This window comes from Streptomyces sp. CA-251247, from assembly GCF_050952975.1.
In the GTDB taxonomy this organism is placed as follows: Bacteria; Actinomycetota; Actinomycetes; order Streptomycetales; family Streptomycetaceae; genus Streptomyces; species Streptomyces achmelvichensis.
This window is the reverse complement of sequence record NZ_CP191861.1, coordinates 3,284,782-3,309,445: the sequence shown is the minus strand read 5'-3', so window position 1 is coordinate 3,309,445 and position 24,664 is coordinate 3,284,782. Positions and strand designations below refer to the sequence as shown.

Here is a 24,664-nt window from a genome sequence, read left to right as displayed (position 1 = left end):
ACGGTAGTTAGCACGCTTGGGGAGTGAGAGAAGTGGCCGGATCGACCGGTAACTCGGCTTTTGACCTGTACCGCCCGTCCGAAGAGCACGACATGCTCCGTGACGCGATCCGTTCGCTGGCCGAGGCGAAGATCGCTCCCTTCGCGGCCGAGGTCGACGAGCAGGCGCGCTTCCCGCGCGAGGCTCTCGACGCTCTCGTCTCCAACGATCTGCACGCGGTCCACGTCCCGGAGGAGTACGGCGGCGCCGGGGCGGACGCGCTGGCCACCGTGATCGTCATCGAGGAGGTCGCCCGTGTCTGCGTCTCCTCCTCCCTGATCCCTGCCGTGAACAAGCTCGGCTCCCTCCCGGTGATCCTGTCCGGCTCCGAGGACCTGAAGAAGAGGTACCTGGGCCCGCTCGCCAAGGGCGACGCGATGTTCTCGTACGCCCTCTCCGAGCCGGACGCGGGCTCCGACGCCGCCGGCATGAAGACCAAGGCCGTACGCGACGGCGACTTCTGGGTCCTCAACGGCGTGAAGCGCTGGATCACCAACGCCGGCGAGTCCGAGTACTACACGGTGATGGCTGTCACGGACCCGACGAAGCGCTCCAAGGGCATCTCGGCGTTCGTCGTCGAGAAGGGCGACGAGGGTGTCTCCTTCGGCGCCCCGGAGAAGAAGCTCGGCATCAAGGGCTCCCCGACCCGCGAGGTCTACCTCGACAACGTCCGCATCCCCGCCGACCGCATGATCGGCGAGGAGGGCACGGGCTTCGCGACCGCGATGAAGACCCTGGACCACACCCGCATCACGATCGCGGCCCAGGCCTTGGGCGTCGCCCAGGGCGCCCTCGACTACGCCAAGGGCTACGTCCAGGAGCGCAAGCAGTTCGGCAAGCCGATCGCGGACTTCCAGGGCATCCAGTTCATGCTCGCCGACATGGCGATGAAGCTGGAGGCGGCGCGTCAGCTCACGTACTCGGCGGCGGCCAAGTCGGAGCGGGTGTCCGCCGGAGGTGGGAAGGAAGACCTGACCTTCTTCGGCGCGGCGGCGAAGTGCTTCGCCTCCGACGTCGCGATGGAGGTCACCACGGACGCGGTGCAGCTGCTCGGCGGTTACGGCTACACCCGTGACTACCCGGTGGAGCGCATGATGCGCGACGCGAAGATCACGCAGATCTACGAGGGCACGAACCAGGTGCAGCGGATCGTGATGGCGCGGAACCTGCCGTAGCGGGGTTTTCGCAGGTCAGATGCCCTCGGGAGTGATCCGGGAGCGGTGATCGGATTCCGGTCCGCTCGGGCCCGTTCCGGGCTGTTCCTGGGCGTCATGGTGAGGGAATCCTGGGCGGACACTGGGCGCGAAACGGATTCTGACCTGCACAAACGAGAAGGCCCCCGATGTCGGGGGCCTTCTGTTCCGGTTGGGTCAGGCTACTTCGTCTCGCTCGGTGGGGTCATCCGCGCCGGGGGGGTCAGCATGGTTGTGATGGCTGCGCGCCCGCGCTGCTCGACCCCTTCGAAGATGTTCGCGGTGAGGCGTTGTAGAGCGTAGGGCGCTCCGCTACCTGGTCCGGAGTGAGCCCTTCGACAGTCAGGTTCCCCGTCCAGAGCTGGTCGCGGTTGGCGTAGGTCAGATCGAATCGGACGCGCTTTCCACCCGGCTCCAACTTCCACCCCTGTTCATGGAATTGTGCGATGCGGTCGCTGCCGCACACGAAGGCCCGGGTTGCTTGAGTGAGCACCCATTGGGCCAGTTCGGTCTCGCTGGCAGTGGGCCGCCCGCAGTTGCGGGCCATCTGCCACAGGCGCGGCCACTCGACCCCGGGAGTCAGCGGTCCGACGATGGCCACGTCTCCGATTCGCCGCTGGTCCAGGTGGTGCGTGGCGTACCCGAAGACCACGCCGAACAGGGCGAATACGGTGACCCTGCTGCTCCCGGTCAGACCCACATCAGATGGCATGGGCGGTACCTTTGCTCAGGGCAGGACCCGGGCACCTGTGACGTGTCCGGGTCCTCCTTCGTACGAGCGGATCACGCCGTGGTCCGTGTGTTGGGGCGAGTCAGCGGGTCAGCAGCCGTCGCCGTCGCCGCAGCAGGCCGGCTGGTTGCACTCGGCTGCGGTGCCCCACAGCCGGGCGTCGACGTCGAACCCGGCGGCTTTGAGGCGGTCGGTAACCGACACCATCAGTGGGCGCGTCCGGACCCTGGCGTTCGGTGCGTGGTGGACGAAGCAGCCGAACTGCTCCTGACACCAGGCGGCGTACTCCTGGGTGTGGAGCATGAACGAGTGCCATCCGGGGTCCACTCGCTCGCTGGGCGCCATGTCATAGGCCTTCTGGCTGCCCAGGACGTACACGAAGGCGATGGCCTGGTCCGTCACGCGGTCGGCGACGACCCGCTCAAGGCCGTACTCGTCCGCGCAGAACGCGGCCAGCCGCTCGAACAGCTCGGGGCTGACGAGATCCCGCCCGTGCCGTAAGGCGACGGGGCTTTCCACCATGGTCGTCATCGTGCGACTCCTTCTGTCGATGGGTGTTGCTGCCCGCCCTGGCGGGGGCGGGGGCTGTGTCAGGGCGTCTCGACCCGATGAACTAGGGCAATGTCCTCGAACCCTCGGAGAAAGCGGCCGTGTCCGGTGTTGAGGCCCGTGTGGGTCATGCACTGCCGGTCAACCTCGGCCACGTCAGGGCCGGGAACGGCAGCCCAGCCGCACTCCGCGTAGAGACAGTTCGCAATCACCGTGGGCGAGGCCTCGGGGTCTCTGATGATCCGATGCTCGGCGTGTCGGATGACTGAGCGTGTCATCGGCGCGAGCCGTCCGCCTTGACGCACCGGGTGTGCCAGTACGCGACTTTGGGCGGGCCGTCCTGCCCCCCGAGCATCCCCCGCCGGGCGAGGTGGTGAAGAGGGATGGGTATGTTGCATGAGGGGCACGTCTCGCGCTTTGCCGTGTAGGTCGCGTACTCGAACGTGTCCGTTGTGGTTGCCGTTGCGCACCCCTTCGCTGCTGTCTCCAGGAATCGACAGCCAATGGTGGCCCGGGGGGCGGGGCCAGGTTCTAGCCGGTTTCCTGTTCGCGCAAAAGCTCGTCTCTGATGCCTTCGAGCAGGGACCGCATGTCGTCACCGGCAACGGCGGTCCCGCTGAATCCTTCGAACTTGGCTACGTACAGGGCGACGTCCCTGGGATCGGTAACCACCGTTTCCGCGTGGACCGTCTCAATGGTTACCGTGCGTTCGTCCTTGATGGAGAACGAGTGGCCAGGAAAATCCACCTGCGGGGTAGATTGAGCGACGACTCGGATATCCACGTTGGGCAGCCGAGAGGCAGAGATCAATCGGTCGAGCTGCGCCGCCATCATCAAGGACGGGACGATGCGCCACCGGAGGACCGATTCCGTGATGATGAAACGGAAGGCCTTCCCTTCCGAGTACAGGGCACTTTGACGTGCCAGCCTCGCGCCGATGGTGCGCTCTAGCTGTTCTTCTGTGAGGCTTCTTCGGGCAAAAACCGCCCGCACGTATTCAGGCGTCTGAAGCAGTCCGGGAACGAGTGAGGGCTGGAATAGACGCAGCAGGGCTGTTTGTGATTCAAGGGCCTGTACCTGTTGTTGTTTACGGCTGTAGCCCAATCGGCGAATAAGCCGCCACGCTGTGACTTCCGTGGCCGCCTCTCTGGCAGCAGCCATGTACTCGGCCTTGACCTCATCCGATACGCCTATAGCTGTGAGGATGCAGTCGACGTCGGTGACGCTAGGCGCTGTGATCTGGTTTTCGATCTTGGATAGCTTGGAGCGAGACATGGCAGCGCCACGGGCAACCGCCTTCGCTTCCTTCCCGGAAGACTCACGCAGTTCCCGCAGCGCTGACCCAAGGCTGGATTTGTTCACTCGCCGTACTTCGCCCACCATTCAGCGAACGGCACAGCCTGAGCCATAGCCGTGTCCCTGTACGTCAGGAACCTGGACAGCTGATCTTCTCCGAGGAAATCGGCACCCAGGTACTTACCTTCCTCGTCGTAGTTCATGGCTCCGATTACTCGCTCATCGAAGAGCCAGAAATCCGGCGCATCCGAGATCGGGTTTTCCTGGGTGGTCGTATCCAGGATGAAGAACTCTTCTCCGGCCGCCATGTTGCGGTGGTACCCCCAGGAGAGCTCGAAGCGTAGGTAATCCGTCAACGGGCGCGAGAGGATGTGGACGCGATAGATGCGCTTTCCCGACTGGACCGCGTCCCCGACCGTCGCCATCCATCCGGCGGTCTTGTAATCCTCTGGCTGCGGCTCGCCGGCAAGGAATGCCCGAAAGGCATCAATGCCACCCGACTTGCTGTAATCGTCCAGAGTCTCCAGTCGGAACGCCTCCCGACTGAAGTCGTTGAGCCAATCCCCCAGCGTGTTAGATGAGGTTGTCACGAATGGCCTTTCGGATGAGCTCGATAGGGATTTCCACCATGGTTTCGTGGGCTGGAATCTCCTGCCCGTGGTCGGCCACGCGGTCCCCCTGCACGACCAGCGTGCCCCGATCGGTCGCAAAGATGGTGGGACACTCGCCCTCGTCGCACTGGCCTACCAGTCGTGTCAGCTTCACGGCCTGCCCCTCGTCGTCGGGTGTCGCGTCCGATGCTCGCGGCCCCCAACCCGAGGAACAAGGGGTTCGAGTTTCCGTTACTGGAAACCGGTCCCAAGGCCGTGACGGGGATCGGCCTCCCGCGCCCTCATCGCGGATGCGGTGGCATCCCTCGGCTGACCAGCGGTGGTGCCACCTCACGTACGGACGATCAGCGGATCGTGAAGGCGACGAACCTGGAGCCCGACCCCTCAGCCGCCCCCACGCGCGTTCAACCGCGCCGCCTGGCGCGTCAGGTGGTCCCGTTCCGCGAGGTTGGGAGCCTCGTGGGCCGCCTCGGCATACAGGCGGGCCGCCGTCGGCAGGTCGCCGTCGCGTTCGTGGAGGTAGGCCGACACCGCGGTATGGCGGGGCACCGTGTCGTCCAGTGCCGCGAGCGCAGCCAGCCCCGCGCGCGGGCCGTCGGCCTCGCCCACGGCCACCGCGCGGTTGAGGCGGACGACCGGACTGTCCGTCAGGCGCGCGAGTTCGTCGTACCACTCGACGATCTGCACCCAGTCGGTCTCCTCGGCCGTGGGCGCGTCCGCGTGGAGTGCCGCGATGGCGGCCTGGGCCTGGAACTCGCCCAACCGGTCGCGGGCGAGGGCCGCCTGGAGGATCACGACGCCCTCGGCGATCGACGGTGTGTCCCACCGGCCGCGGTCCTGCTCGGCGAGCGGCACCAGACTGCCGTCGGGTGCGGTCCGGGCGGCGCGCCGGGCGTGGTGGAGCAGCATGAGGGCGAGCAGGCCCGCCACTTCGGGGTGGTCGATCGCGGACGCGAGCTGCCGGGTGAGCCGGATGGCCTCGGCGGCGAGGTCGACGTCGCCGGAGTAGCCCTCGTTGAAGACCAGGTAGAGGACGCGCAGCACGGTGGCGACGTCGCCGGGCTGGTCGAAGCGCACGCTGGAGACGGTGCGCTTGGCCCGGCTGATCCGCTGCGCCATCGTCGCCTCGGGCACCAGGTAGGCCTGGGCGATCTGGCGGGTGGTCAGCCCGCCCACGGCGCGCAGGGTGAGCGCGACCGCGGACGACGGCGTCAGTGACGGGTGGGCGCACAGGAAGTAGAGCTGGAGCGTGTCGTCCGCCGCGGGCGTGGAGCCCGGCGCCGGTTCCTCATCGACGAGGTCCTCACGCCGGCGGCGGGCGGTGTCCGAGCGGGTGGTGTCGAGGAACTTGCGCCAGGCCACGGTGATCAGCCAGCCCTTCGCATCCCGCGGAGGGTCGGCCGGCCAGACGCGGACCGCCTCGACCAGCGCGTCCTGCACGGCGTCCTCGGCCGCCGCGAAGTCGGCTCCGCGGCGGACGAGGACGGTGAGCACGCTGGGCGTGAGGCTCCGGATCAGGGCCTCGTTCATCGACCGGGTCACTCCGTGATGGTTTGGTGGCATCCCAGGAACGGGCGCAGCTCGAGCCACTCGTGGATCGGCTTGCCGCCCGCCCCGGGGGCCGCAGACAGCTCCCCGGCCAGCTCGACGGCGCGCTGGTGGCTGTCGACGTCGATCACCATCCAGCCGGCGATCAGGTCCTTGGTCTCGGCGAACGGACCGTCGGTGACCGGCGGGCGCCCCTCACCGTCGTAGCGGACGAAAGTCCCCTCGGGGGCGAGCGCCTGGCTCTCGACGAACTCGCCGGTCTGCTCCAGCCGGGCCGCGAAGTCGTTCATGTACTGCATGTGGGCCGAGATCTCCTCCGGCGTCCACTGGTCCATCGGCACGTCGTTGGCCGCAGCCGGGGCGCCGCGGTAGTGCTTGAGCAGCAGGTACTTCGCCATCGTGGATCTCTCCTCGGTGTGGGTGCGACCCATTGTGGCCGCTTTCACCACGGGGACGGAGCCGGGCACGGGTTCTCGACATCACCGCCGGGATTTTCTCGGCCGGACACGAAAAGGCCCGCCGCGCGGTGTCGCGCGGCGGGCCCTCCCAGGCGATCGGGACACCGTCAGTTACCGGTGACCGTGACCTTCTCGTCGTTCTTGAGCTGCTCCACGAGCTGCTTCACCTTCGCCTTGTCCCAGACGAGGTTGCCGCCCCTGGTGCCCGAGATCGGCATGTTCATCGACGTGCCCTCACCGCCCGTGACGCCCTTCATCGCGAAGAACATCTGGCCCAGCGACCAGAGCGACATGTCCTTGTCCACGATCAGGGTGTCCAGGCCCGCGCCCATGGTCGGGTAGAGCTTGAAGGGGTTCAGGACCGTGCTCGGCGTCGCCGTCTGGGAGGCCAGGGCCGCGAGGAACTTCTGCTGGTTCTTCGTACGGTCCAGGTCGCTGCCCGCGAAGGCGTAGCGGGTCCGCACGAACGCCAGCGCCTGCTCGCCGTCGAGCGTCTGCTTGCCGGCCTGGAAGTCGGCGCCCGACTTCTTGTCCTTGAAGGCCTTCGGGATGTCCATCTCGACACCGCCGATGGCGTCCACGATGCCCGCGAACCCGGCGAAGCCGATCTCGACGTAGTGGTCGATGTGCAGACCCGTGTTGTGCTCGACGGTACGGACCAGCAGCTCCGGGCCGTCCTCGGCGTACGCGGCGTTCAGCTTGACCCGGCGGCCGGTGTTCGGGAAGAGCTTGCCGGAATCGGAGCCCTTGAACGACGGTATCTCGACGTCCGAGTCACGCGGCAGCGAGATCAGCGTCGGGCCGTTCGAGCCGTCGTGCAGGATCATCATCGAGTCGGTCCGCTTGCCCTCGGCCGAGCCGGTGTGCAGCTTCTTCTTGTCCTCGTCCGACATGCCCTCACGGCTGTCGGACCCGACGATCAGGTAGTTGGTGCCGTCTCCGGCGCCCGGACGCTCGATGACCTTGGCAAGGTCGACCTCGCGCTTGAGCTTGCCGTCGGCCCAGAAGTACGTACCGATCGTGACCGCGAGCAGCGCCACGACCAGGACGAGCGAGCCGATCTTGATCCGGCGCCGCCAGTCCGGGCCGTAACCGGCCGGTGCGTGCCCCGAGGGCGGCGGGGCGCCGGGGCCGCCGGCGGGCGGGGAGCCGTAGACCTGGCCCGTGTTGTAGCCGCTGTCGTAGGGGGCGTCGTCGTACCCCTGCGACTGCTGCTGCGGGACCGGCCGTCGCTGCACATGGCGCATCACGCGAGCGCCCTCGGGCTGAGAGCCCTGGCTGCCGCGTCCGTATCCTTCGGGCCAATCGTTCATGGCGACCAGTGTGCCGGGGAGACCTCGCGCCATATAGAGGGGGTGGGGAATCGGACCTGGCCTGTTGCCAAGCTGATGCAATGACCCGATTGTGTGACCCCCGCATAGGGTGGACGTCATGACAGATCAGGCCCAGCGCTCGGAATCCGTAATTCCGGGCAAGCCCACTTCGGCGTCCCGTACCACCCTCAGTCACATCATGACCGGCAGTGACACCAATCTCCTCGGCACGGTGCACGGCGGCGTGATCATGAAACTGGTGGACGACGCGGCGGGCGCGGTCGCGGGCCGGCACTCCGGTGGTCCCGCCGTCACGGCGTCCATGGACGAGATGGTGTTCCTGGAGCCGGTCAGGGTCGGTGACCTGGTGCATGTGAAGGCCCAGGTCAACTGGACCGGCCGGTCCTCCATGGAGGTCGGTGTGCGGGTGATGGCCGAGCGCTGGAACGAGTCGACCCCCGCCCAGCAGGTCGGCTCGGCCTATCTGGTGTTCGCGGCGGTCGACGGGGACGGCAAGCCCCGCGCCGTACCGCCCGTGGTTCCCGAGACCGAGCGGGACCGGCGGCGCTACCAGGAGGCCCAGATCCGGCGTACGCACCGGCTGGCCCGCCGCCGCGCGATCAAGGAACTCCGCGAGAAGCGCGCCGCCGACGGGATGCAGGACTAGGGCTCTGCCCCTGGGCCCCGGCGCGCACGAGCCGGTGTCGTGGGCCGCCGGCCATGCCGGCGCGCACCCGCCCCGTCAAGGGCAGACCACCTGGTCCCCCTTCACCGTGTCGAACTCGCCCTGCTTCACATCCTTCGCCCGCACGGTCGTCACCCCCTTGTAGTCGGCGCCCGCGGTCACCTTCAGCGTCTGCCCCTGGCCGTTCACGGGCCGCAGCTCGCACCCGGGCAGCGCCGCCGCCAGGGAGCGGGCCGAGCGGTCCCAGCGCGGGTCGTACTCGATGAAGGTGTGCCGTACCACCGGGCTGCCGCCGCCGTTGAAGGGCGAGCCGGTCGTGTTGAAGCCCGTCGCCCGCAGGGCCGAGTCGACCTTGCGGCCGAGGCCGTCGGCGCGCGTCCCGTTGTAGACCTGCACCCGGATCTGCTGCGGGGCGACGTCGACCAGCGGGACCTTCGGCTTCTGCGGGGTCTGCGGTGCGAGCGGCTTGTCCTCGCGGATCATCCGGAACAGCTTCTGCGCCTTCGCGTCGTCCCACGTGACCGTGGAACCGATGTCCTTGGCCGGGCCCATCGCGCCGATGGGTACGGAGGTGAACTCCGAGGACGCCGCCGAGAAGCCCCGCATCGCCCTGCTGAGCGCCAGCATCTCGTCGGGGCCGAAGCCCGCGTCGGCCCGGACGGAGTCGAGCATGGCCGACGTCACCTGGCGGAACTTCATCGGGTTCAGCGTGACGCCGGTGCCGGTGGCCTGCTTGATGAAGGCCGCGACGAAGCGCTGCTGGCGCTGCATCCGGCCCAGGTCGGACGCGCCGTCGACATGGCGCGAGCGCACGTACTGCAGCGCCCGGCCGCCGTCGAGCCGATGGGTGCCGGCGGCGAGATCCAGACCGGTGTACGCGTCCTTCATGGACTGGGCCGTGCAGATCTCCACCCCGCCGACCGCGTCCACGGTCTTCATGAAGCTGGTGAAGTCGACCTCCAGATAGTGGTCGATCTTCACCTTGGTCAGCTGCTCTACGGTGCTGACGGTCAGGCCCGGGCCGCCCTCCGAGTACGCCGCGTTCAGCTTCACCGGGTGGGCCTCGTGGCGCTTGCCCGTGTTCCGGTCGGTGTGCGCGGGGATCTCGACGTAGCTGTCGCGGGGCAGGCTGACCACGCTCGCCCGTTCCCGGTCGCGCGAGATGTGCACCAGCATGATCGTGTCGGTGCAGCGGCAGGGCGCTCCGCCGAGGCGGTACTTCTCCTTCTGCTCGGCGGTGATCTTGTCGCGGCCGTCGGTACCGACGAGGAGCAGATTCATCCCGTGCCCGCCCGCGGGCCGGTTCTTCATGTCGCGGAACGGATCCACCCGGCTGATACCGGTGTCCAGACTGGTCACCACCGCATGCCCGATGGCGCCCGCGCCGAGCACCAGGACCGAGAGGGTCGTCGCCACCCGCAGGCCCCAGCGCGGTCGGGGGACCGGCCGTCCGGTCCGGGGCCTCGGGTTCGGCCGGGGACGGGGGGAGCGGGGCGGTGTGGGCACGGGGGAGGCACCTCCGTGGGTGACGTGGGGGGAATCCTGCACACCGTAGGCCGATACGATCTGCTGCCAGGGGCATGGAACGGCCGCCGCGCCTCCGTGTCCCCCGTTCGCGGTAACGTGGCGCCCGATGAACGCCATGCCCCCTGTCTCCGTGATCATGCCGGTCCTCAATGAGGAGCGGCACCTGCGCAACTCGGTCCGCCACATCCTCGAGCAGGAGTACGGCGGCGAGATGGAAGTGGTGATCGCGCTCGGTCCGTCCACGGACCGTACCGACGAGATCGCCGCCGAACTCGTACGTGAGGACCCCCGCGTCCACACGGTGCCGAACCCCACCGGCCGTACGCCGGCCGCCCTGAACGCCGCCATCAAGGCCTCCAGCCACCCGATCGTGGTGCGCGTCGACGGTCACGGCATGCTGTCGGCGAACTACATCGCCACCGCCGTCCGCCTCCTGGAGGAGACCGGCGCGCAGAACGTCGGCGGCATCATGCACGCCGAGGGCGAGAACGACTGGGAGCACGCGGTCGCCGCCGCGATGACCTCGAAGATCGGTGTCGGCAACGCGGCCTTCCACACCGGCGGTCAGGCCGGTGCCGCCGAGACCGTGTATCTGGGTGTCTTCCGCCGTGAGGCGCTGGAGCAGCAGGGCGGTTACAACGAGGAGTTCATCCGCGCCCAGGACTGGGAGCTGAACTTCCGCATCCGCGAGGCCGGCGGTCTGATCTGGTTCTCGCCGGAGCTGCGGGTGCAGTACCGCCCGCGTCCCTCGGTGCGGGCGCTGGCGAAGCAGTACAAGGACTACGGCCGCTGGCGGCACGTCGTCGCCCGCTACCACCAGGGCTCCATCAACCTGCGCTACCTCGCGCCGCCGGTCGCTCTCTGCGCGATCGCCGCGGGCGTCGTGGTGGGCGCGGTGCTCACCCCCTGGGGCCTGGTGGTCCCCGCCGGCTACCTCGCCGCCATCGCCGCGGGCTCCGTCCCCGCGGGCAAGGGCCTGTCGCTCAAGGCACGGCTCCAGATCCCGGTGGCGCTGGCCACCATGCACATGTCGTGGGGCTTCGGCTTCCTGACGAGCCCGCGCGCGCTGGCGAAGAAGGTCATCGCGAGCCGGCGTCCGGCCGTGCGGAGCGCGTCGGCCTGACGCGTACGAGACGTCTGACGGCGGAGGGCCCCGGGTGCACGCACCCGGGGCCCTCCGCCGTCAGCGGTCCTGCGCCGTCTACCAGGTGAATCCCGGCTGGATCTTCATGCAGGCCTTGGTGTTGCCGTTGAGCGCGCGGGCCGACTCGGGCGTCTTGTTGTCGGCGACCGGCGCCTTCGGGAAGGCCGTGCCCTGACGCCAGTCCGCTCCCACGATCAGCGTGATGCCGGTGACGTCCGTCGACTTCTTCACCGAAGTCAGCGGAATCCCGAGGGACTTGGCGATCGCCTGGGCGTCGCCCTCCAGCTCCGCGTTGGAGTACCGGACGACCGTCTTCGCCTGCGCGTTGGGCGTGGCGTCGGCCACGGCGCGGGTGAAGCCCTTGCCGCTCAGCACCCCGGCGACCTCCGTGGCGCGGCCCTTCTGCGGGATCCGGCCGTCGGCGCCGGTGCCGTTCTGCACGGACACCGAGATCTCGGCCGGTGCGGCCGCCGGGTCCTTGGACACCGCAGGCGCCGCCGGCTTCTTCGGCGGGGTCTTCGCCGCCTTGCCGTCCAGCGGAATGTCCTCGCGGACCATCCGGAACAGCTGCTCGGCGTCGCCCTCCTTGGGCTCGACCTTCCCGGCGTAACCCGGGCGCTGCGAGTAGACGTTCGGCATGGTCGTCATGGTGATCCGGCCGGTGGGCACGCTCTTGAGCTGCCCGCCGAGGTCGTAGAGCTTCTTGACCGAGTCGATGCCGTTGTCGACGGTGAGGGCCCCGATGGCGGCCTCGGCGAGCTTGCGCAGCTTGTTGGGGTCGGTGAGCTTGGTGTTCTCGCGCAGCTCGCGGACCATCGAGTTCATGTACATGTGCTGCGCGTGGGTGCGGGCGAGGTCGGTGCCGTCCTCGAAGCCGTAGCGCGTCCGCAGCCACTGGAGCGCCTGCTCACCCTTGACCGGGTGCGTGCCCGCGGGCAGTTTGAGCCCGGAGCCCTGGCCGGTGCGGTTGCGGGAGTGCACGTTCTGCTGGACGCAGACGGGGACGCCGCCGATGGCGTCGGCCATGGAGACCACGCCCGCGAAGTCGATCATCATGAAGTGGTCGATGGTGATGCCGGTGAGTTCGTACCAGGTCGCCACCGTGCAGCCCGGACCACCGCGTCCCAGCGACTCGTTCGTCGGGGCGAAGCGGGACGCCGGATAGGTCTTCTTGCTGTCCGGGTCCGTGCAATCCGGGATCTTCAGCATGGTGTCGCGCGGCATGCTGATCACCGAGATGTTGGAGCGGTCGGCGGACATGTGCACCAGCATCTGCACATCGGCGAGCGGGGTCGAGCCGAAGGTCTTCTTCGCGCCGCCGAGCTTCTGGTTCGCCGCGTTGTCGCGTGCGTCCGATCCGATGAGCAGGATGTTCAGCGGCGTCTGACCGGCCGCGTTGGCCTTGTGGTCCGGCATGTCGTTGCCGAGGGTCAGATCGTCCTTCTTGAGCTTGCTGTTGAGGTGCTCGTAGTACAGATAGCCGGCACCCGCCGTGGCGAGTATCAGCAGCGAGAGGACGGAGGCGACCCAGCGCAGTATGCGGCGTTTGCCGCGTTTCTGCCGTCGTCGTGCCGCCGGGCCGCGGCGGCCGTGTCCGCCTTTGCCGGCCGTCCCCGCCGCCGGGGCCTCCCGCTCGTCGTCGAGAGCCAGACGTGCACGGCCCTTGGAGCCGTCGCCCTCCGCGTCGTACAGCCCCTCGTCCCACCCCACTTCACGGGCGTGCGGAACGCCCTCGCGCGTCCCCTTTCCCCGCACGCTGTTCTGACCCACCCCTGGTTCCCCCTGTCGTTCAGGCCCGCCGAGCGACCGGGAGTTCCCGTGTCACTTGGCGCACACCTGTTTGTCCGCTTCGACCTTCTGCACACCTTCCGGCGCCTTCGCCGGACCGGTGATGGGCACCCCTGCGCCCTTGTAATCCGCGCCGAGGGTCAGCGTCATCGCCTCGAGTCCCTCGGCGTTCGCCGTTCCCGGCTTCAGCGCCGTCGCGGGCAGACCCATCAGATCCGCGAGCTTGCGGGCCTGGTCCGCCTGGTTCGGCGCGTACGTCAGCGTCGTCTTGGTGAGCTTCTCGGGGGCATTGCCCTCGTTGCTCGACTTCAGGACGCCCTCCTCGTTCTGCAGCCAGGTCAGCGTCGCCAGCGCCGCCCCCTGGGTGTTGCTGCCGTTGTAGACCGCGACCCGCACATCGGCGGCCGCAGCCCTCGGTCCGGTCAGCAGACCCTTCTGCTTGTTCTTGGCGTCCTGCTCCTTCTGCTTCACCTCGGTGAGCGAGGTGTCGTTCTGGATCATCGAGAAGAGGGGCTTGGCCTTCTCCTCACTCAGCAGCACCGTGGCGCCGTCGGTGTTGTCGACGACGGGCACCGTGGCGAAGGTGATGTTCTTCGGATCCACCTTGGACAGTTCCATGCCGAGGTCGCGCAGCCGCGAGATCTTTCCTATGCCCGTGTCGACGGTGAGCGCCTTGGTGGCCGCCTCCGCCAGGTCCCACATCTTCGAGGGGCTCGACAGGGTGTCGCTCGACTTCATCTTGCGGATCAGCGAGCTCAGGAACTGCTGCTGGATCTCGATACGGCTGAGGTCGCCGCCGAAGCCCACCGAGTGCCGCGTACGGACGAACGCCAGGGCGTCCTCCCCGGCGAGGACGTGCTTTCCGGCGGGAAGGTTGAGCTTGGAGTCCTTGTCGTTGATGTCCTTGGCGAGGCACACCTCGACACCACCGACGGCCGTCGTCATGGTCTTGACCGCGTTGAAGTCGGCCATCATGAAGTGGTCGACCGTCACCCCGGTCAGCTCCTTGACCGTGCGCATGGTGCAGCCCGGGTCGCGGCCCGACTGGCCGAGGCTCTCGTTGAACCGGGTCTTCTGCGTACCGGGGATGATCTTCGTCGAGTCCCCGGTCTTGGTCTCGCAGTCCGGGATGTCGGTGATCAGGTCGCGGGGGATGGACACCGCCGTCGCGTTGGTCCGGTCCTTGGAGACGTGGAAGAGGATCGTGGTGTCGGCGTGGCCGACGCTGTCCTTGTCGCCGTAGGACTCGTTGCCCGCGCCGGAGCGCTTGTCGGTGCCGATGACCAGGATGTTGACGGCCTGGTCCTTCTTGAAGCCGCCGCTGCCGGCTCCCGCCACGTCGACCGTGTTCAGGTTGCCGTCGAAGTGGCGGTACACGAGGTATCCGGCGACGGACGTGGCGACGACGAGGAAGGCGACCACGCCGCCCGTCCACATCATCGCCTTCTTCTTGCGGGAGTTGGCCTGCTTGCGCTTGCGCCGGCCCGCGTGGGGCGGGTTCTGGCCCCCCGAGGCGTCGCCGGCGCGGCGGGAGCGCTGCGGGGGCACCTCGCGCCCGGGCGTCTGGGTCCTGCGGCCCTGCGCACTGCGCGGGGGCGGAGTTCGCTGGGCGGAGCCGCTGCCGTCGGTTGCCTTACGGGCGGCACTTCTCGAGGAGGAGCCGCCCGACGGGGCCGACTGCGCTGCGGATTGACCCAGTCGCAGCTCGTAGTTGCCGGTCTGCGGGTTGAGCACCCACTGGTCGGCGGGGTCGATCTCGTCCGCCCGCCCACGGCTTTGCGCATCCACGGTTGCTTGAGTCCTCCGTCGGTGCCACGCGACGCGCCTCCCCCGAAGGGCGCTCGGTCTTTCGATCCAGCAGTGCGCGACACGGGGTCGTAGCACCGGATCGCGTCACACTATCCGCCCAGTTCAACGTGGGGCGACGTCCGTGACAAATTCCACGTCCCTTACAAGTGGGCAATCTGCCTAATAGGCATGGACTCCCCGCCCTGCCTTGGTCATCGCTTTACTCACAGGCGGCGCTGGCCGCGTTCCGTCCGGCGAATGTCGGCGACGGCGACGGGCCCGTGGAACTGTTCGGATCCGGCTCCCCCGGCTGCTTCTGACCGATTCCGCCGGGGACCACGGTGATCGGACTGTCCTGCCGCAGCCGCTTGAAGAGCTCGGCGGCGTCCGGCTGCCTCAGCTCGTCACGGTTCGGATCGGCGGAGTATGCCTGTCGCGGGACCGTGAGGAACTGCACTTTCTCGGTGGGGATGCTGCGGACCGAGCGCGTCAGGTCGTACAGATCCCGCAGCGAGGCCAGGCCGGGGTCCGTGGTCAGCGACTTCGTCGCCGCGTCCAGCACCGGGTAGAGCCGCGCCGGATTCAGCAGCACGCCGTTGCTCTGGACCTTCTTGACCAGCGCGCCGAGGAACTGCTGCTGGCGGTCCATGCGTTCCGTGTCACTGCCGTTGCCGATGGTCTTGCGGGCGCGGACGTAGCCCAGGGCCTGCTCACCGTTGAGGGTCTGCTTGCCGGCGGGCAGCTTCAGATGGGCGTCCGCGTCGTCGATGGGCTCCTTGAGGCAGACCTCGACACCGTCCACGGCGTCGACCATCTCCTTGAAGCCGCTGAAGTCCACCACCATGTGGTGGTCGACGCGGATGCCGGTCATGCGCTCGACGGTACGGATGGTGCAGGCGGCGCCGCCGAACTCGAACGCCCAGTTGAACTGCGCGAACTGCTCCGTCGTACGGGTCCCGTCCGGCTTGCGGCAGCTGGGGATGGACACCATCAGGTCGCGCGGGACGGACATCGCGGTCGCGCTCTGCCGGTCCGCCGCGATGTGCAGCAGGATCGCGGTGTCGGAGCGCTGGGTGCCGCCGTCCTGGCCGTACTTGCCGTTGCCCTTGCCGGAGCGGGTGTCGGAGCCGAGGAGCAGGATGTTCTGCGCGTTGAGCGCGACCGGTGTGGGGCGTTCCTTCTCGTACGTCTCGAGCTCGGCCGCGGCGGAGGTGTCGGTCGTGATGTTGCCGTCGAGCTTCTGGTAGAACCACCAGCCGACCCCGGATGCGGCCACCACGAAGACGGCGGTGCCGAGGGCGACCCAGCGCAGCCAGTGGCGCTTGCGGGCCGGGGTGCCGGGCCCGGCCTCGGGTGCGGCGGGGTCCGCTTCGCCGTCGGCTTCGGCGACGGCGACCTTGGGCTCTACGCCGGCGTCGGTCCCCGCGTGGGTGGTTCGGGCCTTTTGGGCGGATTCGGCGGTGGCGTCGGCGGACTTGTGGGAGGTGGCTTCGGTTTCGTCGTCGCCGGTTTCGGCTTCGGCGGGCCCGTCGGGGGAGTGTTCGTCGGCGGAGCGTTCGTCGGCGGTGGCGTGCGCCGTGTCGTCTGTCGCGTCGTTGTTAGCGTCTTTCGCCGAGTCGCCTGCCGAGTCGTCCGTGCGCTCGTTCCCGGAGCCGTCGGGCGCCCCGGCATCATCTGCCGATTCGCCCTCATTGGCCGCGTGTGTACCGCTCTCGTCCGTGACGTCCTCATGTGTCCCGTCCGCCCGAACCGTCTCGTCCGATGGCGAGTTCTCGCCATCCGCGGACGCGGGCGAAGAGGTGCTGGCCCGGCCCGCACGAGGCGCGGGGGTGTCCGCCGCGGGCGGGTCCGATGCCCGCTCGTCCCCGGCGTGGCCGTCCGGTTCGGCCGGCGTGCCAGCACTGTCCGTCACGTCTGCGTCCATCCTTCATGGCGTCGGCGGCGCGCTGGGTCGCCGATCGCAGGACTAGACGGCTGAACCTCACGCTTGGTTGTGCGTTGAAGCACACGTATCGCCGATCATCCACCGGAGTTGAGGCCGGAGCCCGGGGGCTCGGCCCGTGTGTGCGCCACACGAGTGGCCCTCGGAGGCTTGTCATACCGCGGTGTTGGTGACCCGCTCGCTCTCGATGCGCTTGTCAAGGTTGTCTTGGGACAGTTCCCCGAGATTGCGGCACAACACCACGGAGGCGCCCGCGGCGAGCGGTGCGAACAGCCCGGCGGACAGGCCCTCCCACGTTGCGTAGTCGCGTCCCGTCAGCAGCCGGGACCCGCTCACCAGGCCCAGTTCGGCCGCATCGGTACGCGCCTTCTCCACCAGTTGGACGCCGGTCAGCTCCATTCCGCCGACGGCGAGCGCGGGCGCGGCCGGGTCCACCGGCGCGAACGGCGCGAAGCGGTCGCCCTGCGCCGGCACCTCCACCGCGTAGTCGACGAACCCCGCGGGCGGCTGCGGGAAACGCCCGCCCAGCGGCCGCAGCGCCAGAGCCACCCGCTCTCCGGAGCAGGCGCGCGCCTCCTCCAGCGTGTCCGGACCGCTGACGACGACGTCCGCGTCCGCCGGGTCGCCGCCGACCTCCACCGTCACGCCGACCGACGAACAGGCGAGCAGCCACACCGCGCTCTGCCAGTGCGCGGGCAGCAGCAGCGCGAGCCGGTCGCCGGGCCCGGCGGCAAGATCGCCCTGGAGCAGATTGGCTGTCTTGGCCACCCAATTGGCGAAGGTCGCGACGGACAATTCCACGCGTTCACCGGTGGCGTCGTCGTAGAAAGTGACCAAGGGGCGCGCCGGGTCCGCGGCGAGCGCGGATCGCAGCAGGTCGGCGGGGGTACGGTCGCTGGGGTTCACGCGGCCCAGCGTACGTGCCGGGGTACCCCGGGAGGCCGCCGTACCGGTGACGGGTCCTCCGGTCGGACCGATGCGCCGGCTCTTTTCTCCGGGAAGCGAAGTCGGCGGCTCCGGCACACGATCAGCTGCATGCGTGGATTCCTGGCTTCTTCGATCGGTGTCGCGGCCTCCGCCGCGCTCGTCCTTCCGCTCTCACTGTCCTCAGGCGCCATAGCCGCGCCCCCACGACTCATACAGGCGCCGGACGTACCCGGCTCCACTCAGTCACTGCCCCTGACGGCCGTCGGACCGACGCCGTCCGGCCGTTCGCGCGGACCCGCCGCCGAGCAGCGGCTCCCCGAGCAGGACGTCAGACCCTTCTCCCTCATCGGCGTCGTCTGGGACGACGTGCACGCCGAACTGCACGGCTCGGTCCAGGTGCGCACCCGCGCGGTCGGCACCGGTGCGTGGTCGGCCTGGCAGGACGTCGAGACCCACAACGACGACCACGGCGCCGACCCCGGCACGGCCGAGGGCGAGTCCGGCAAGGTGCGCGGCGCCACGGCCCCCCTGTGGGTGGGTGCTTCGGACGGTGTCGAGGTACGCGTCCGACCCGTGACCGGGGAGCCGGTCGCGCTGCCCGAGGGCATGCGCGTCGAACTCGTCGACCCCGGCGAGGACCCCGCAGCGTCGGACCGGGCGGCCCCGGGCGGCAGCTCGGCGGCCGGCACCGTACTTCCCGCCCTCAGCGCGGAGGAGACAGTGGCTCAGGTGCGGGCCCAGGCGCAGGCCGAGGTGGACGCGGGCACCGGCGCCGCGACCGACGCGGCCGAGGTGGATGCCGCCGGAGCCGCCGCCAAGCCCTTCATCGGCCCGAGGCCGCGCATCATCACCCGCAAGGGATGGGGCGCGAGCGAGTCGCTGCGCGAGAAGACCTTCGTCTACACGAAGACCGTCAAGGCGGCCTTCGTCCACCACAGCGCCACCGGCAACAGCTATACGTGCAAGCAGGCGCCCTCAGTCCTCCGCAGTATCTACCGCTACCACGTCGTGAGCAGCGGCTGGCGCGACTTCGGCTACAACTTCGCCGTCGACAAGTGCGGAAACATCTACGAAGGCCGCGCGGGAGGCGTGACCAGAGCGGTGCTGGGCGCCCACACGCTGGGCTTCAACACGAACAGCATGGGCGTGGCCGTACTCGGCACGTACAGTCGCTCCACCCCGCCGGCCGCCGCGGTGGCCGCGATCGCCCGGCTGACCGCGTGGAAGATCGGGCTGTTCAAGGGCAACCCGAAGGGGAAGGTAACGCTGACGTCCGGGGGCAGCGGCAAGTACAAGAAGGGCAAGAAGGTCAGCTTCAACGTCATCTCCGGGCACCGTGACGGGTTCCTCACCGAATGTCCGGGAGCCCGCCTCTACAGCAAGCTCGGCACCGCCCGGAGCGCCTCGGCCAAGCTGCAGGGACGTGGCTGACGGGGAACGTGCCGCCCACTGCATACACTGGCCGGTCTCGAACGACTGATCACGCCCGGCCCGGACAGGAAGCAGAGACGACACGGTGACAGAAGCGATCCTCCTGGTCGGCGGCAAGGGCACCCGGCTGCGTCCCCTCACCGTCAACACGCCGAAACCGATGGTCCCGGCGGCGGGTGTCCCCTTCCTCACCCACCAGCTGGCGCGGGCGCGGGCGGCAGGTGTCGAGCACATCGTGCTGGCGACCTCCTACCTCGCCGAGGTCTTCGAGCCGTACTTCGGCGACGGGTCCTCGCTCGGCCTCCACCTGGAGTACGTCACCGAGGAGGAACCCCTCGGCACCGGCGGTGCGATCCGCAACGTCGCCGGCCGGCTGCGGTCGGGGCCGGACGAACCGGTCCTCATCTTCAACGGCGACATCCTCACGGGCCTGGACATCGGCGCACTCGTCTCGACGCACCGTTCCTCGGGCGCCGATGTCTCGCTCCATCTGACCCGTGTGGAGGACCCGCGGGCGTTCGGCCTGGTGCCGACGGACCCGAGCGGCCGGGTGACCGCGTTCCTGGAGAAGCCGCAGACGCCGGAGGAGATCGTCACCGACCAGATCAACGCGGGGGCCTATGTCTTCCGGCGTTCGGTCATCGACACGATCCCGTCGGGGCGGCCGGTCTCGGTCGAGCGGGAGACGTTCCCGGATCTGCTGAGCTCCGGTGCGCATCTCCAGGGCATGGTCGACTCCACCTACTGGCTGGACCTCGGCACGCCCCAGGCCTTCGTCCGCGGCTCCACGGACCTGGTCATGGGCCGCGCGCCGTCGCCGGCGGTGCCGGGTCGCTGCGGTGACCGTCTGGTGCTGGAGTCGGCGACGGTTGCCGCGGACGCGAAGCTCACCGGCGGCACCGTGGTCTGCGAGGGAGCGACCGTCCACCCCGGAGCCCGGGTGGACGGCAGTGTGGTCCTGGCGGGCGCCGTGGTGGAGGAGGGCGCTGTGATCTCCGCCTCCCTGATCGGCGAGCGCGCCCGGGTCGGCGCGCGCACCGTCCTGTCCGGCACGGTCGTCGGCGACGGCGCGACGGTGGGCGCGGACAACGAACTGCGCGACGGTGCCCGGGTGTGGTGCGACGCGGTGCTGCCCGCCGGAGCGGTGCGGTTCTCCTCGGACCAGTGACGAGGGCCCGCCACTGCGGCGGGTGAGACCGGCCCGGCATCGGGCTGGGTACGGGCAAGGGCCCGCCGCGTCAGGCGCGGGCCCGTACGCTCATACACCGTGGCAGGACGATTCACCCCGACGACCCCGACGACCCCGACGACCCGCACCACGGTGCGCGGCGGTCATACCGCTGTGCCCGCCGCCGTACCGGCCCAGGTCTCCGCCTCCCGCACCCGTCGCTGGACGCCGCCCTGGCCCCTCGACCTCGGGCTCGTCCTCGGTCCGCTGCGGCGCGGCCCCGGCGACCCCGCGTTCCGTGTCACGCCGGACGGATCGGTGTGGCGTGCGTGCCGGACACCCGCCGGCCCCGGCACACTGCGCGTGGCCCTGCGGGACGGCGCCGCGGAGGCCGAGGCATGGGGCGCCGGCGCGGAGTGGCTGCTGGAAGGCCTGCCCGACCTGCTCGGCGCGCGGGACGACCCGGACCTCTTCGTCCCCCGCCACCGGCTCTTGGCCCACACCCACCGCCGCCGCCCGGGCCTGCGGCTCACCCGCACCGGACTGGTCCTGGAGTCGCTGATCCCCTCGATCCTCGAGCAGAAGGTCACCGTGGAGGAGGCCTACCGTGCCTGGCGGTTGCTCGTACGGAAATACGGCGAGCCCGCGCCGGGTCCCGCGATGCGCCTTTTCGTGACGCCGGAGGCCCGCACCTGGGCGCTCATCCCGTCGTGGGAGTGGCACCGCGCGGGCGTCGACAACAAGCGCGCTTCCACCATCCTGCGCGCGGTCCGGGTGGCCCGCCGGCTGGAGGAGGCAGCGGCCATGGAGCCCGAACAGGCGCGCGCACGGCTGGAGTTGATCCCGGGCGTCGGGCCCTGGACGTCCGCCGAGACCGTGCAGCGCAGCAACGGCGCACCGGACGCGGTCACCACCGGCGATCTGCATCTGCCGCGCATCGTCGGGTACGCGCTCGCGGGCGACCGCGACGCCGACGACGCCGCGATGCTCGAACTCCTCGCCCCCTACGCGGGCCAGCGCCACCGGGCCGCCCGCTTCATCCTGCTGAGCGGCCGTACGCCCCCGCGCCGCACACCGAAGATGCCGCGCACCGACATCGGCAAGCTCTGACCGACGGCCCCGGGGAGCGCCCGTCCCGGGGGAGCGCCTGCTGGGGCCGCTCCCGGCAGGCTTTGCCCGGTAGCGCCGCCCTGCGCGCACTCCCCCGTAGCCCTTCGGGCATGGGAGGTTGCCCCACGCCGCGTTGGCCACAAGCCCTGGTAGCTCCGCTACAAGGACGTCCGGCCGCCTTGCCACGGCACGCACCGGACGACGCTCCTCAACGGGCAAAGACGCCCTAGCGCACCTCGACGAAGGCGGCCGCCTCGCGCGCGGGCCGGTCCTTCGGTGGTGCCGCCGCGTGGCCCACCGCCACCGCGCCCATCGGGTCCCAGTCCGCCGGCAGGTCCAGGACCTTGCGGACGACGTCACGGCAGAACATCGTCGACGACACCCAGGCCGAGCCGAGGCGTTCACCGGCCAGCGCCACCAGGAAGTTCTGCACGCCCGCGCCCGTCGCGACCACGAACATCTCGCGCTCCGCGGCGTCGCGCCGCGGGTCGCCGTAGTGGTGCGAGCCGTCCATGACCAGACACGGCACCACGAGGTACGGCGCCCGGCGCAGCACATCGCCCCGGCGGACCCGCTTCGCGATCGACTCCTCCGACTTGCCGTCCCGCCGCAGGTCCTCGATCCAGGCGTCCTTCATCGCGTCGAGCAATGCGGTGCGCGCGCCGGCCGATTCGAGCAGGACGAAGCGCCACGGTGTCGTGTGGTGCGGCGCCGGCGCGGTAACGGCGGCGGCCACGGCACGGCGCACCGCACCCGGGTCAACCGGCTCGTCGGTGAACTCGCGTACCGTGCGCCGCTGGGCGACCGCTTCCCGTACCGCCTCGGACGTGCCGAGCCGGAACATGTCGTCGGCGGGGGAGCGCACCAGCACGCGGGCGCCGTCGCCCTCACTGTCTCCGTCGCCGACCAGATGGGCGAGTCCGCGCACGACGGCGACCGGCAGCCCCTCCGCCTTCCCCTTCACCAGGTCACCGGCGGAGGCGAGTTCGTCCGCGGTGGCGACGACGGTCGCGCTCAGCGGATTGCCGTGGGCGTCGGTACCGCCGCGCAGATCGTCGAGCACGCGGACACCTGCCGCGCCGATGGCCACATCGGTGAGCCCGTTGCGCCACGGCCGCCCGAAGGTGTCGGTGACGACGACGCCGACGTCCACGCCGAGCGACTCGCGCAGTCCCTCGCGGAGCGCCCGCGCCGAGGCGTCGGGGTCCTCGGGCAGCAGCAGCACCGTGCCGGCAGGGGTGTTGGAGGCATCCACCCCGGCGGCGGCCATCACCAGGCCCTGTCGGTTCTCGACGATGCGCAGCGGGCCGCGCCGGGCCACGACCCGTACCGTCTCCGCGTCGATGGCGGCCTCGCGGTCGGTCGCGGCGAGGATCCGCCCCTCGGCCTTGCTCACGATCTTGGAGGTGACCAGCAGGATGTCGCCGTCCGCGAGATCGGGCGCGGCGGCGGCCACCAGGGCGGCGAGGTCGTCGCCGGGGCGGACCTCCGGCAGCCCGGGCACGGCCCGGACCTCGAACCTCACGCCCGTACCTCCTCGGCCAGGGCCAGCGCCTGCCGCGCCATCTCGGCGGTCGCGTCGGTGTCCGTCATCAGCAGCGGAACGGCACGGCAGCGGATGCCCGCCGCCTCGATCTCGCCGACCGTGCCCGCGTCGACGGTGTCGACGAGCCAGCCGTCCAGCAGACCGGAGCCGTAGTGCGAGGCGACGGCGGCGGCCGTCGCCTCCACGCCCACCGCCGCGAGCACCTTGTCGGCCATCCCGCGCACGGGTGCGTCCCCGATGATGGGGGACAGACCCACCACGGGCACGCCCGCGTCGGCGATGGCCTCGCGGATGCCGGGCACGGCGAGGATGGTGCCGACGCTGACGACCGGGTTCGACGGCGGGAAGAGGATGACGTCCGCTGAGGCGATGGCCTCCAGCACGCCGGGCGCGGGCTTGGCCTGGTCGGCGCCGACGGGCACGACGGCCTCGGCGGGCACGGACGCCCGCAGCTTCACCCAGTACTCCTGGAAGTGGATGACCTTCTTCTCGCCGTCGATCTCGACGGCGACGTGTGTCTCGACGCGGTCGTCCGTCATCGGCAGCAGCCGCACGCCGGGGTTCCAGCGCGCGCACAGCGCTTCGGTGACGGCGCTGAGCGGATAGCCCGCCGCGATCATCTGGGTGCGGACGATGTGGGTCGCGAAGTCGCGGTCGCCGAGGCCGAACCACTCGGGGCCCACGCCGTACGCCGCCAGTTCGCTCTTGACCTGGAACGTCTCGTCCGTACGTCCCCAGCCCTGCTCTTCGTTGATGCCACCGCCGAGGGTGTACATCACGGTGTCGAGGTCGGGGCAGACCTTCAGCCCGAACAGATGGATGTCGTCGCCGGTGTTCCCGATCACCGTGACGTCCGCTTCGGGCGCGGCCTGCAGGAGACCACGGAGGAAACGGGCGCCGCCGATGCCGCCGGCCAGAACCACAATGCGCATGGTCCCAGTCAATCAGGCGCGTACGACGTCCTGGGCCGCCGGGGAGGACTGGCTCGGGTGCATCGGCATTTCGGTCAGACCCGGGTAGTAGACGTGCAGGGAGACGGCCGGCTCGAGCGAGTCGTTGATCACTTCGTGCGCATAGCCGGGCGCGAACACCCGCTGTGCGCCCGCCCCGAGCGAACGGGAGGTGCGCTCGGTGCGCTCGGTCAGTTCGCCCTCCAGGACGGTCAGCACACCGGACGAGGGTCCGTGGTCGTGCATCCCGCTGCCCTGGCCCGGCACCCACGACAGCAGCCACACCTCGTAGCCGGGGCCGGTGCGCAGCAGGTGGTACCAGCGGCTGGCGGCGTCGTACTCGACGAGATGGGCCCACTGCGCGCGGTCGGCGGCGACGGAGCGGGCGAGCCCGACGAAGTCGGCGACGGTGGCCGGGTGCTCACGGGCAGGCTGGAGAAGGTGCTGTACGGCAAGGATGTCGCCGGCGATCTGAAGGTCGCTGTCGCTGTTCATGGTGTGCGGTTTCCTCGGCAGAGAACGGAGCAGTGCTGGGGGATTCGCGAGACACGGGTGACGCGGCATGCGGAAGGAACGGCATGCGGGGAGTCGCTGGAGCGCTAGGGCATCAACAGCTGGAACAGCAACAGCGCGCCTGGACAGCGCTGCGGAACCCACGGAGGGGGGTCACGTAGTGCGCTGAGGTCGCTGGCATGTCACCAAAGGTGCCGGGTCGGCGTCTTTGATGTCAACTCAATGACCGATTTGGCGGCAATCTTTCACCTCATCCGGTTACTGCGCACGGAGAAAGGTTTGTGCACCCAGGGCCTGGGAGACATGGCGCAGCAACCGCGCTCGCAAACGCCGCTGCGGTCCTGTGACCGGACTGTGATCCGGATCGCTTCACCGGCTCGATCGCAACAAGATCGAACCCTGCGGCGT

Annotated in this window: 22 protein-coding genes; 6 read left to right on the top strand and 16 right to left on the bottom strand. The window is 69.7% G+C overall.

What is annotated here, in order from left to right:
• Positions 1–32: 32 nt before the first annotated feature.
• Positions 33–1,214 carry an acyl-CoA dehydrogenase gene (locus tag ACQPWZ_RS14435; RefSeq protein WP_433571529.1) on the top strand — a complete coding sequence of 394 codons (1,182 nt, stop codon included), beginning with the start codon at positions 33–35 and terminating at the stop codon, positions 1,212–1,214.
• A 241-nt stretch (positions 1,215–1,455) separates the two neighbouring features.
• Here the strand turns inward: ACQPWZ_RS14435 and ACQPWZ_RS14430 are convergent, their stop codons facing one another.
• The 8 genes from ACQPWZ_RS14430 to ACQPWZ_RS14395 form a co-directional block, all read right to left on the bottom strand.
• A complete protein-coding gene (locus ACQPWZ_RS14430) occupies positions 1,456–1,944 on the bottom strand; it encodes a hypothetical protein (protein ID WP_433571528.1) in 489 nt (162 codons plus the stop codon).
• 108 nt (positions 1,945–2,052) lie between these two features.
• Positions 2,053–2,493 (bottom strand): hypothetical protein, encoded by a 441-nt coding sequence (locus ACQPWZ_RS14425; protein WP_433571527.1) that lies wholly within the window; start codon positions 2,491–2,493, stop codon positions 2,053–2,055.
• Between the two features lie 549 nt (positions 2,494–3,042).
• Positions 3,043–3,873 carry a helix-turn-helix domain-containing protein gene (locus ACQPWZ_RS14420; protein WP_433573817.1) on the bottom strand — a complete coding sequence of 277 codons (831 nt, stop codon included), beginning with the start codon at positions 3,871–3,873 and terminating at the stop codon, positions 3,043–3,045.
• Positions 3,870–4,397 carry a DUF6879 family protein gene (locus tag ACQPWZ_RS14415; RefSeq protein ID WP_356706221.1) on the bottom strand — a complete coding sequence of 176 codons (528 nt, stop codon included), beginning with the start codon at positions 4,395–4,397 and terminating at the stop codon, positions 3,870–3,872. Before ACQPWZ_RS14415 ends, ACQPWZ_RS14420 begins: the two co-directional genes overlap by 4 nt.
• The gene (locus ACQPWZ_RS14410) at positions 4,381–4,572 is read right to left on the bottom strand and encodes a hypothetical protein (RefSeq protein WP_433571526.1); all 192 of its coding nucleotides are present in this window, start codon (positions 4,570–4,572) and stop codon (positions 4,381–4,383) included. Before ACQPWZ_RS14410 ends, ACQPWZ_RS14415 begins: the two co-directional genes overlap by 17 nt.
• Before the next feature lie 230 nt (positions 4,573–4,802).
• The gene (locus ACQPWZ_RS14405) at positions 4,803–5,948 is read right to left on the bottom strand and encodes an RNA polymerase sigma factor (RefSeq protein ID WP_433571525.1); all 1,146 of its coding nucleotides are present in this window, start codon (positions 5,946–5,948) and stop codon (positions 4,803–4,805) included.
• Positions 5,949–5,956: 8 nt separating this feature from the next.
• Positions 5,957–6,364, bottom strand: a complete 408-nt coding sequence (locus ACQPWZ_RS14400) for a YciI family protein (protein ID WP_383245815.1) — start codon at positions 6,362–6,364, stop codon at positions 5,957–5,959.
• Positions 6,365–6,531: 167 nt separating this feature from the next.
• Positions 6,532–7,737 carry an LCP family protein gene (locus tag ACQPWZ_RS14395; RefSeq protein ID WP_433571524.1) on the bottom strand — a complete coding sequence of 402 codons (1,206 nt, stop codon included), beginning with the start codon at positions 7,735–7,737 and terminating at the stop codon, positions 6,532–6,534.
• Between the two features lie 118 nt (positions 7,738–7,855).
• Here ACQPWZ_RS14395 and ACQPWZ_RS14390 point away from each other — a divergent pair, with 118 nt between their 5' ends.
• Positions 7,856–8,404, top strand: coding sequence for an acyl-CoA thioesterase (locus tag ACQPWZ_RS14390; RefSeq protein WP_313945972.1), 549 nt, complete (start codon positions 7,856–7,858; stop codon positions 8,402–8,404).
• Between the two features lie 75 nt (positions 8,405–8,479).
• Here ACQPWZ_RS14390 and ACQPWZ_RS14385 read toward each other — a convergent pair whose 3' ends face one another.
• A complete protein-coding gene (locus ACQPWZ_RS14385; protein WP_433573816.1) occupies positions 8,480–9,844 on the bottom strand; it encodes an LCP family protein in 1,365 nt (454 codons plus the stop codon).
• 211 nt (positions 9,845–10,055) lie between these two features.
• Here ACQPWZ_RS14385 and ACQPWZ_RS14380 point away from each other — a divergent pair, with 211 nt between their 5' ends.
• A complete protein-coding gene (locus tag ACQPWZ_RS14380) occupies positions 10,056–11,072 on the top strand; it encodes a glycosyltransferase family 2 protein (RefSeq protein ID WP_433571523.1) in 1,017 nt (338 codons plus the stop codon).
• Positions 11,073–11,150: 78 nt separating this feature from the next.
• Here ACQPWZ_RS14380 and ACQPWZ_RS14375 read toward each other — a convergent pair whose 3' ends face one another.
• The 4 genes from ACQPWZ_RS14375 to ACQPWZ_RS14360 form a co-directional block, all read right to left on the bottom strand.
• Positions 11,151–12,863 (bottom strand): LCP family protein, encoded by a 1,713-nt coding sequence (locus ACQPWZ_RS14375; RefSeq protein WP_433571522.1) that lies wholly within the window; start codon positions 12,861–12,863, stop codon positions 11,151–11,153.
• A 51-nt stretch (positions 12,864–12,914) separates the two neighbouring features.
• Complete coding sequence (locus ACQPWZ_RS14370) at positions 12,915–14,669, bottom strand: LCP family protein (protein WP_433571521.1); 1,755 nt, start codon at positions 14,667–14,669, stop codon at positions 12,915–12,917.
• A gap of 220 nt (positions 14,670–14,889) precedes the next feature.
• Positions 14,890–16,593 carry an LCP family protein gene (locus tag ACQPWZ_RS14365; RefSeq protein ID WP_433571520.1) on the bottom strand — a complete coding sequence of 568 codons (1,704 nt, stop codon included), beginning with the start codon at positions 16,591–16,593 and terminating at the stop codon, positions 14,890–14,892.
• Between the two features lie 171 nt (positions 16,594–16,764).
• A complete protein-coding gene (locus tag ACQPWZ_RS14360) occupies positions 16,765–17,517 on the bottom strand; it encodes a TIGR03089 family protein (RefSeq protein WP_340473432.1) in 753 nt (250 codons plus the stop codon).
• A 129-nt stretch (positions 17,518–17,646) separates the two neighbouring features.
• On the opposite strand from ACQPWZ_RS14360, the gene ACQPWZ_RS14355 reads away from it, so the two are divergent.
• The 3 genes from ACQPWZ_RS14355 (at position 17,647) to ACQPWZ_RS14345 (ending at position 21,247) form a co-directional block, all read left to right on the top strand.
• Positions 17,647–18,969 carry a peptidoglycan recognition protein family protein gene (locus ACQPWZ_RS14355; protein WP_433571519.1) on the top strand — a complete coding sequence of 441 codons (1,323 nt, stop codon included), beginning with the start codon at positions 17,647–17,649 and terminating at the stop codon, positions 18,967–18,969.
• An 85-nt stretch (positions 18,970–19,054) separates the two neighbouring features.
• A complete protein-coding gene (locus ACQPWZ_RS14350; RefSeq protein ID WP_433571518.1) occupies positions 19,055–20,137 on the top strand; it encodes a sugar phosphate nucleotidyltransferase in 1,083 nt (360 codons plus the stop codon).
• A gap of 99 nt (positions 20,138–20,236) precedes the next feature.
• Positions 20,237–21,247 carry a DNA-3-methyladenine glycosylase family protein gene (locus ACQPWZ_RS14345; protein WP_433571517.1) on the top strand — a complete coding sequence of 337 codons (1,011 nt, stop codon included), beginning with the start codon at positions 20,237–20,239 and terminating at the stop codon, positions 21,245–21,247.
• Between the two features lie 226 nt (positions 21,248–21,473).
• Here ACQPWZ_RS14345 and ACQPWZ_RS14340 read toward each other — a convergent pair whose 3' ends face one another.
• The 3 genes from ACQPWZ_RS14340 to ACQPWZ_RS14330 are packed head-to-tail and all read right to left on the bottom strand — an operon-like array spanning position 21,474 to position 24,238.
• Positions 21,474–22,772, bottom strand: a complete 1,299-nt coding sequence (locus tag ACQPWZ_RS14340) for a coenzyme F420-0:L-glutamate ligase (RefSeq protein WP_433571516.1) — start codon at positions 22,770–22,772, stop codon at positions 21,474–21,476.
• Positions 22,769–23,725 (bottom strand): 2-phospho-L-lactate transferase, encoded by a 957-nt coding sequence (cofD, locus tag ACQPWZ_RS14335; RefSeq protein WP_356706209.1) that lies wholly within the window; start codon positions 23,723–23,725, stop codon positions 22,769–22,771. Before cofD ends, ACQPWZ_RS14340 begins: the two co-directional genes overlap by 4 nt.
• Before the next feature lie 12 nt (positions 23,726–23,737).
• Entirely contained in the window at positions 23,738–24,238 is a 501-nt protein-coding gene (locus ACQPWZ_RS14330; protein ID WP_356706208.1) for a cysteine dioxygenase, read from the bottom strand.
• Positions 24,239–24,664 lie beyond the last annotated feature (426 nt).

Excerpts from the sequence above, each read along its gene's own strand:
- ACQPWZ_RS14380 (WP_433571523.1), top strand. The coding sequence starts at position 10,056 with ATGAACGCCATGCCCCCTGTCTCCGTGATCATGCCGGTCCTCAATGAG.
- ACQPWZ_RS14430 (WP_433571528.1), bottom strand. The coding sequence starts at position 1,944 with ATGCCATCTGATGTGGGTCTGACCGGGAGCAGCAGGGTCACCGTATTC.
- ACQPWZ_RS14405 (WP_433571525.1), bottom strand. The coding sequence starts at position 5,948 with ATGAACGAGGCCCTGATCCGGAGCCTCACGCCCAGCGTGCTCACCGTC.
- ACQPWZ_RS14395 (WP_433571524.1), bottom strand. The coding sequence starts at position 7,737 with ATGAACGATTGGCCCGAAGGATACGGACGCGGCAGCCAGGGCTCTCAG.
- ACQPWZ_RS14355 (WP_433571519.1), top strand. The coding sequence starts at position 17,647 with ATGCGTGGATTCCTGGCTTCTTCGATCGGTGTCGCGGCCTCCGCCGCG.
- ACQPWZ_RS14390 (WP_313945972.1), top strand. The coding sequence starts at position 7,856 with ATGACAGATCAGGCCCAGCGCTCGGAATCCGTAATTCCGGGCAAGCCC.
- ACQPWZ_RS14365 (WP_433571520.1), bottom strand. The coding sequence starts at position 16,593 with ATGGACGCAGACGTGACGGACAGTGCTGGCACGCCGGCCGAACCGGAC.
- ACQPWZ_RS14425 (WP_433571527.1), bottom strand. The coding sequence starts at position 2,493 with ATGACGACCATGGTGGAAAGCCCCGTCGCCTTACGGCACGGGCGGGAT.
- ACQPWZ_RS14330 (WP_356706208.1), bottom strand. The coding sequence starts at position 24,238 with ATGAACAGCGACAGCGACCTTCAGATCGCCGGCGACATCCTTGCCGTA.
- ACQPWZ_RS14400 (WP_383245815.1), bottom strand. The coding sequence starts at position 6,364 with ATGGCGAAGTACCTGCTGCTCAAGCACTACCGCGGCGCCCCGGCTGCG.
- cofD (WP_356706209.1), bottom strand. The coding sequence starts at position 23,725 with ATGCGCATTGTGGTTCTGGCCGGCGGCATCGGCGGCGCCCGTTTCCTC.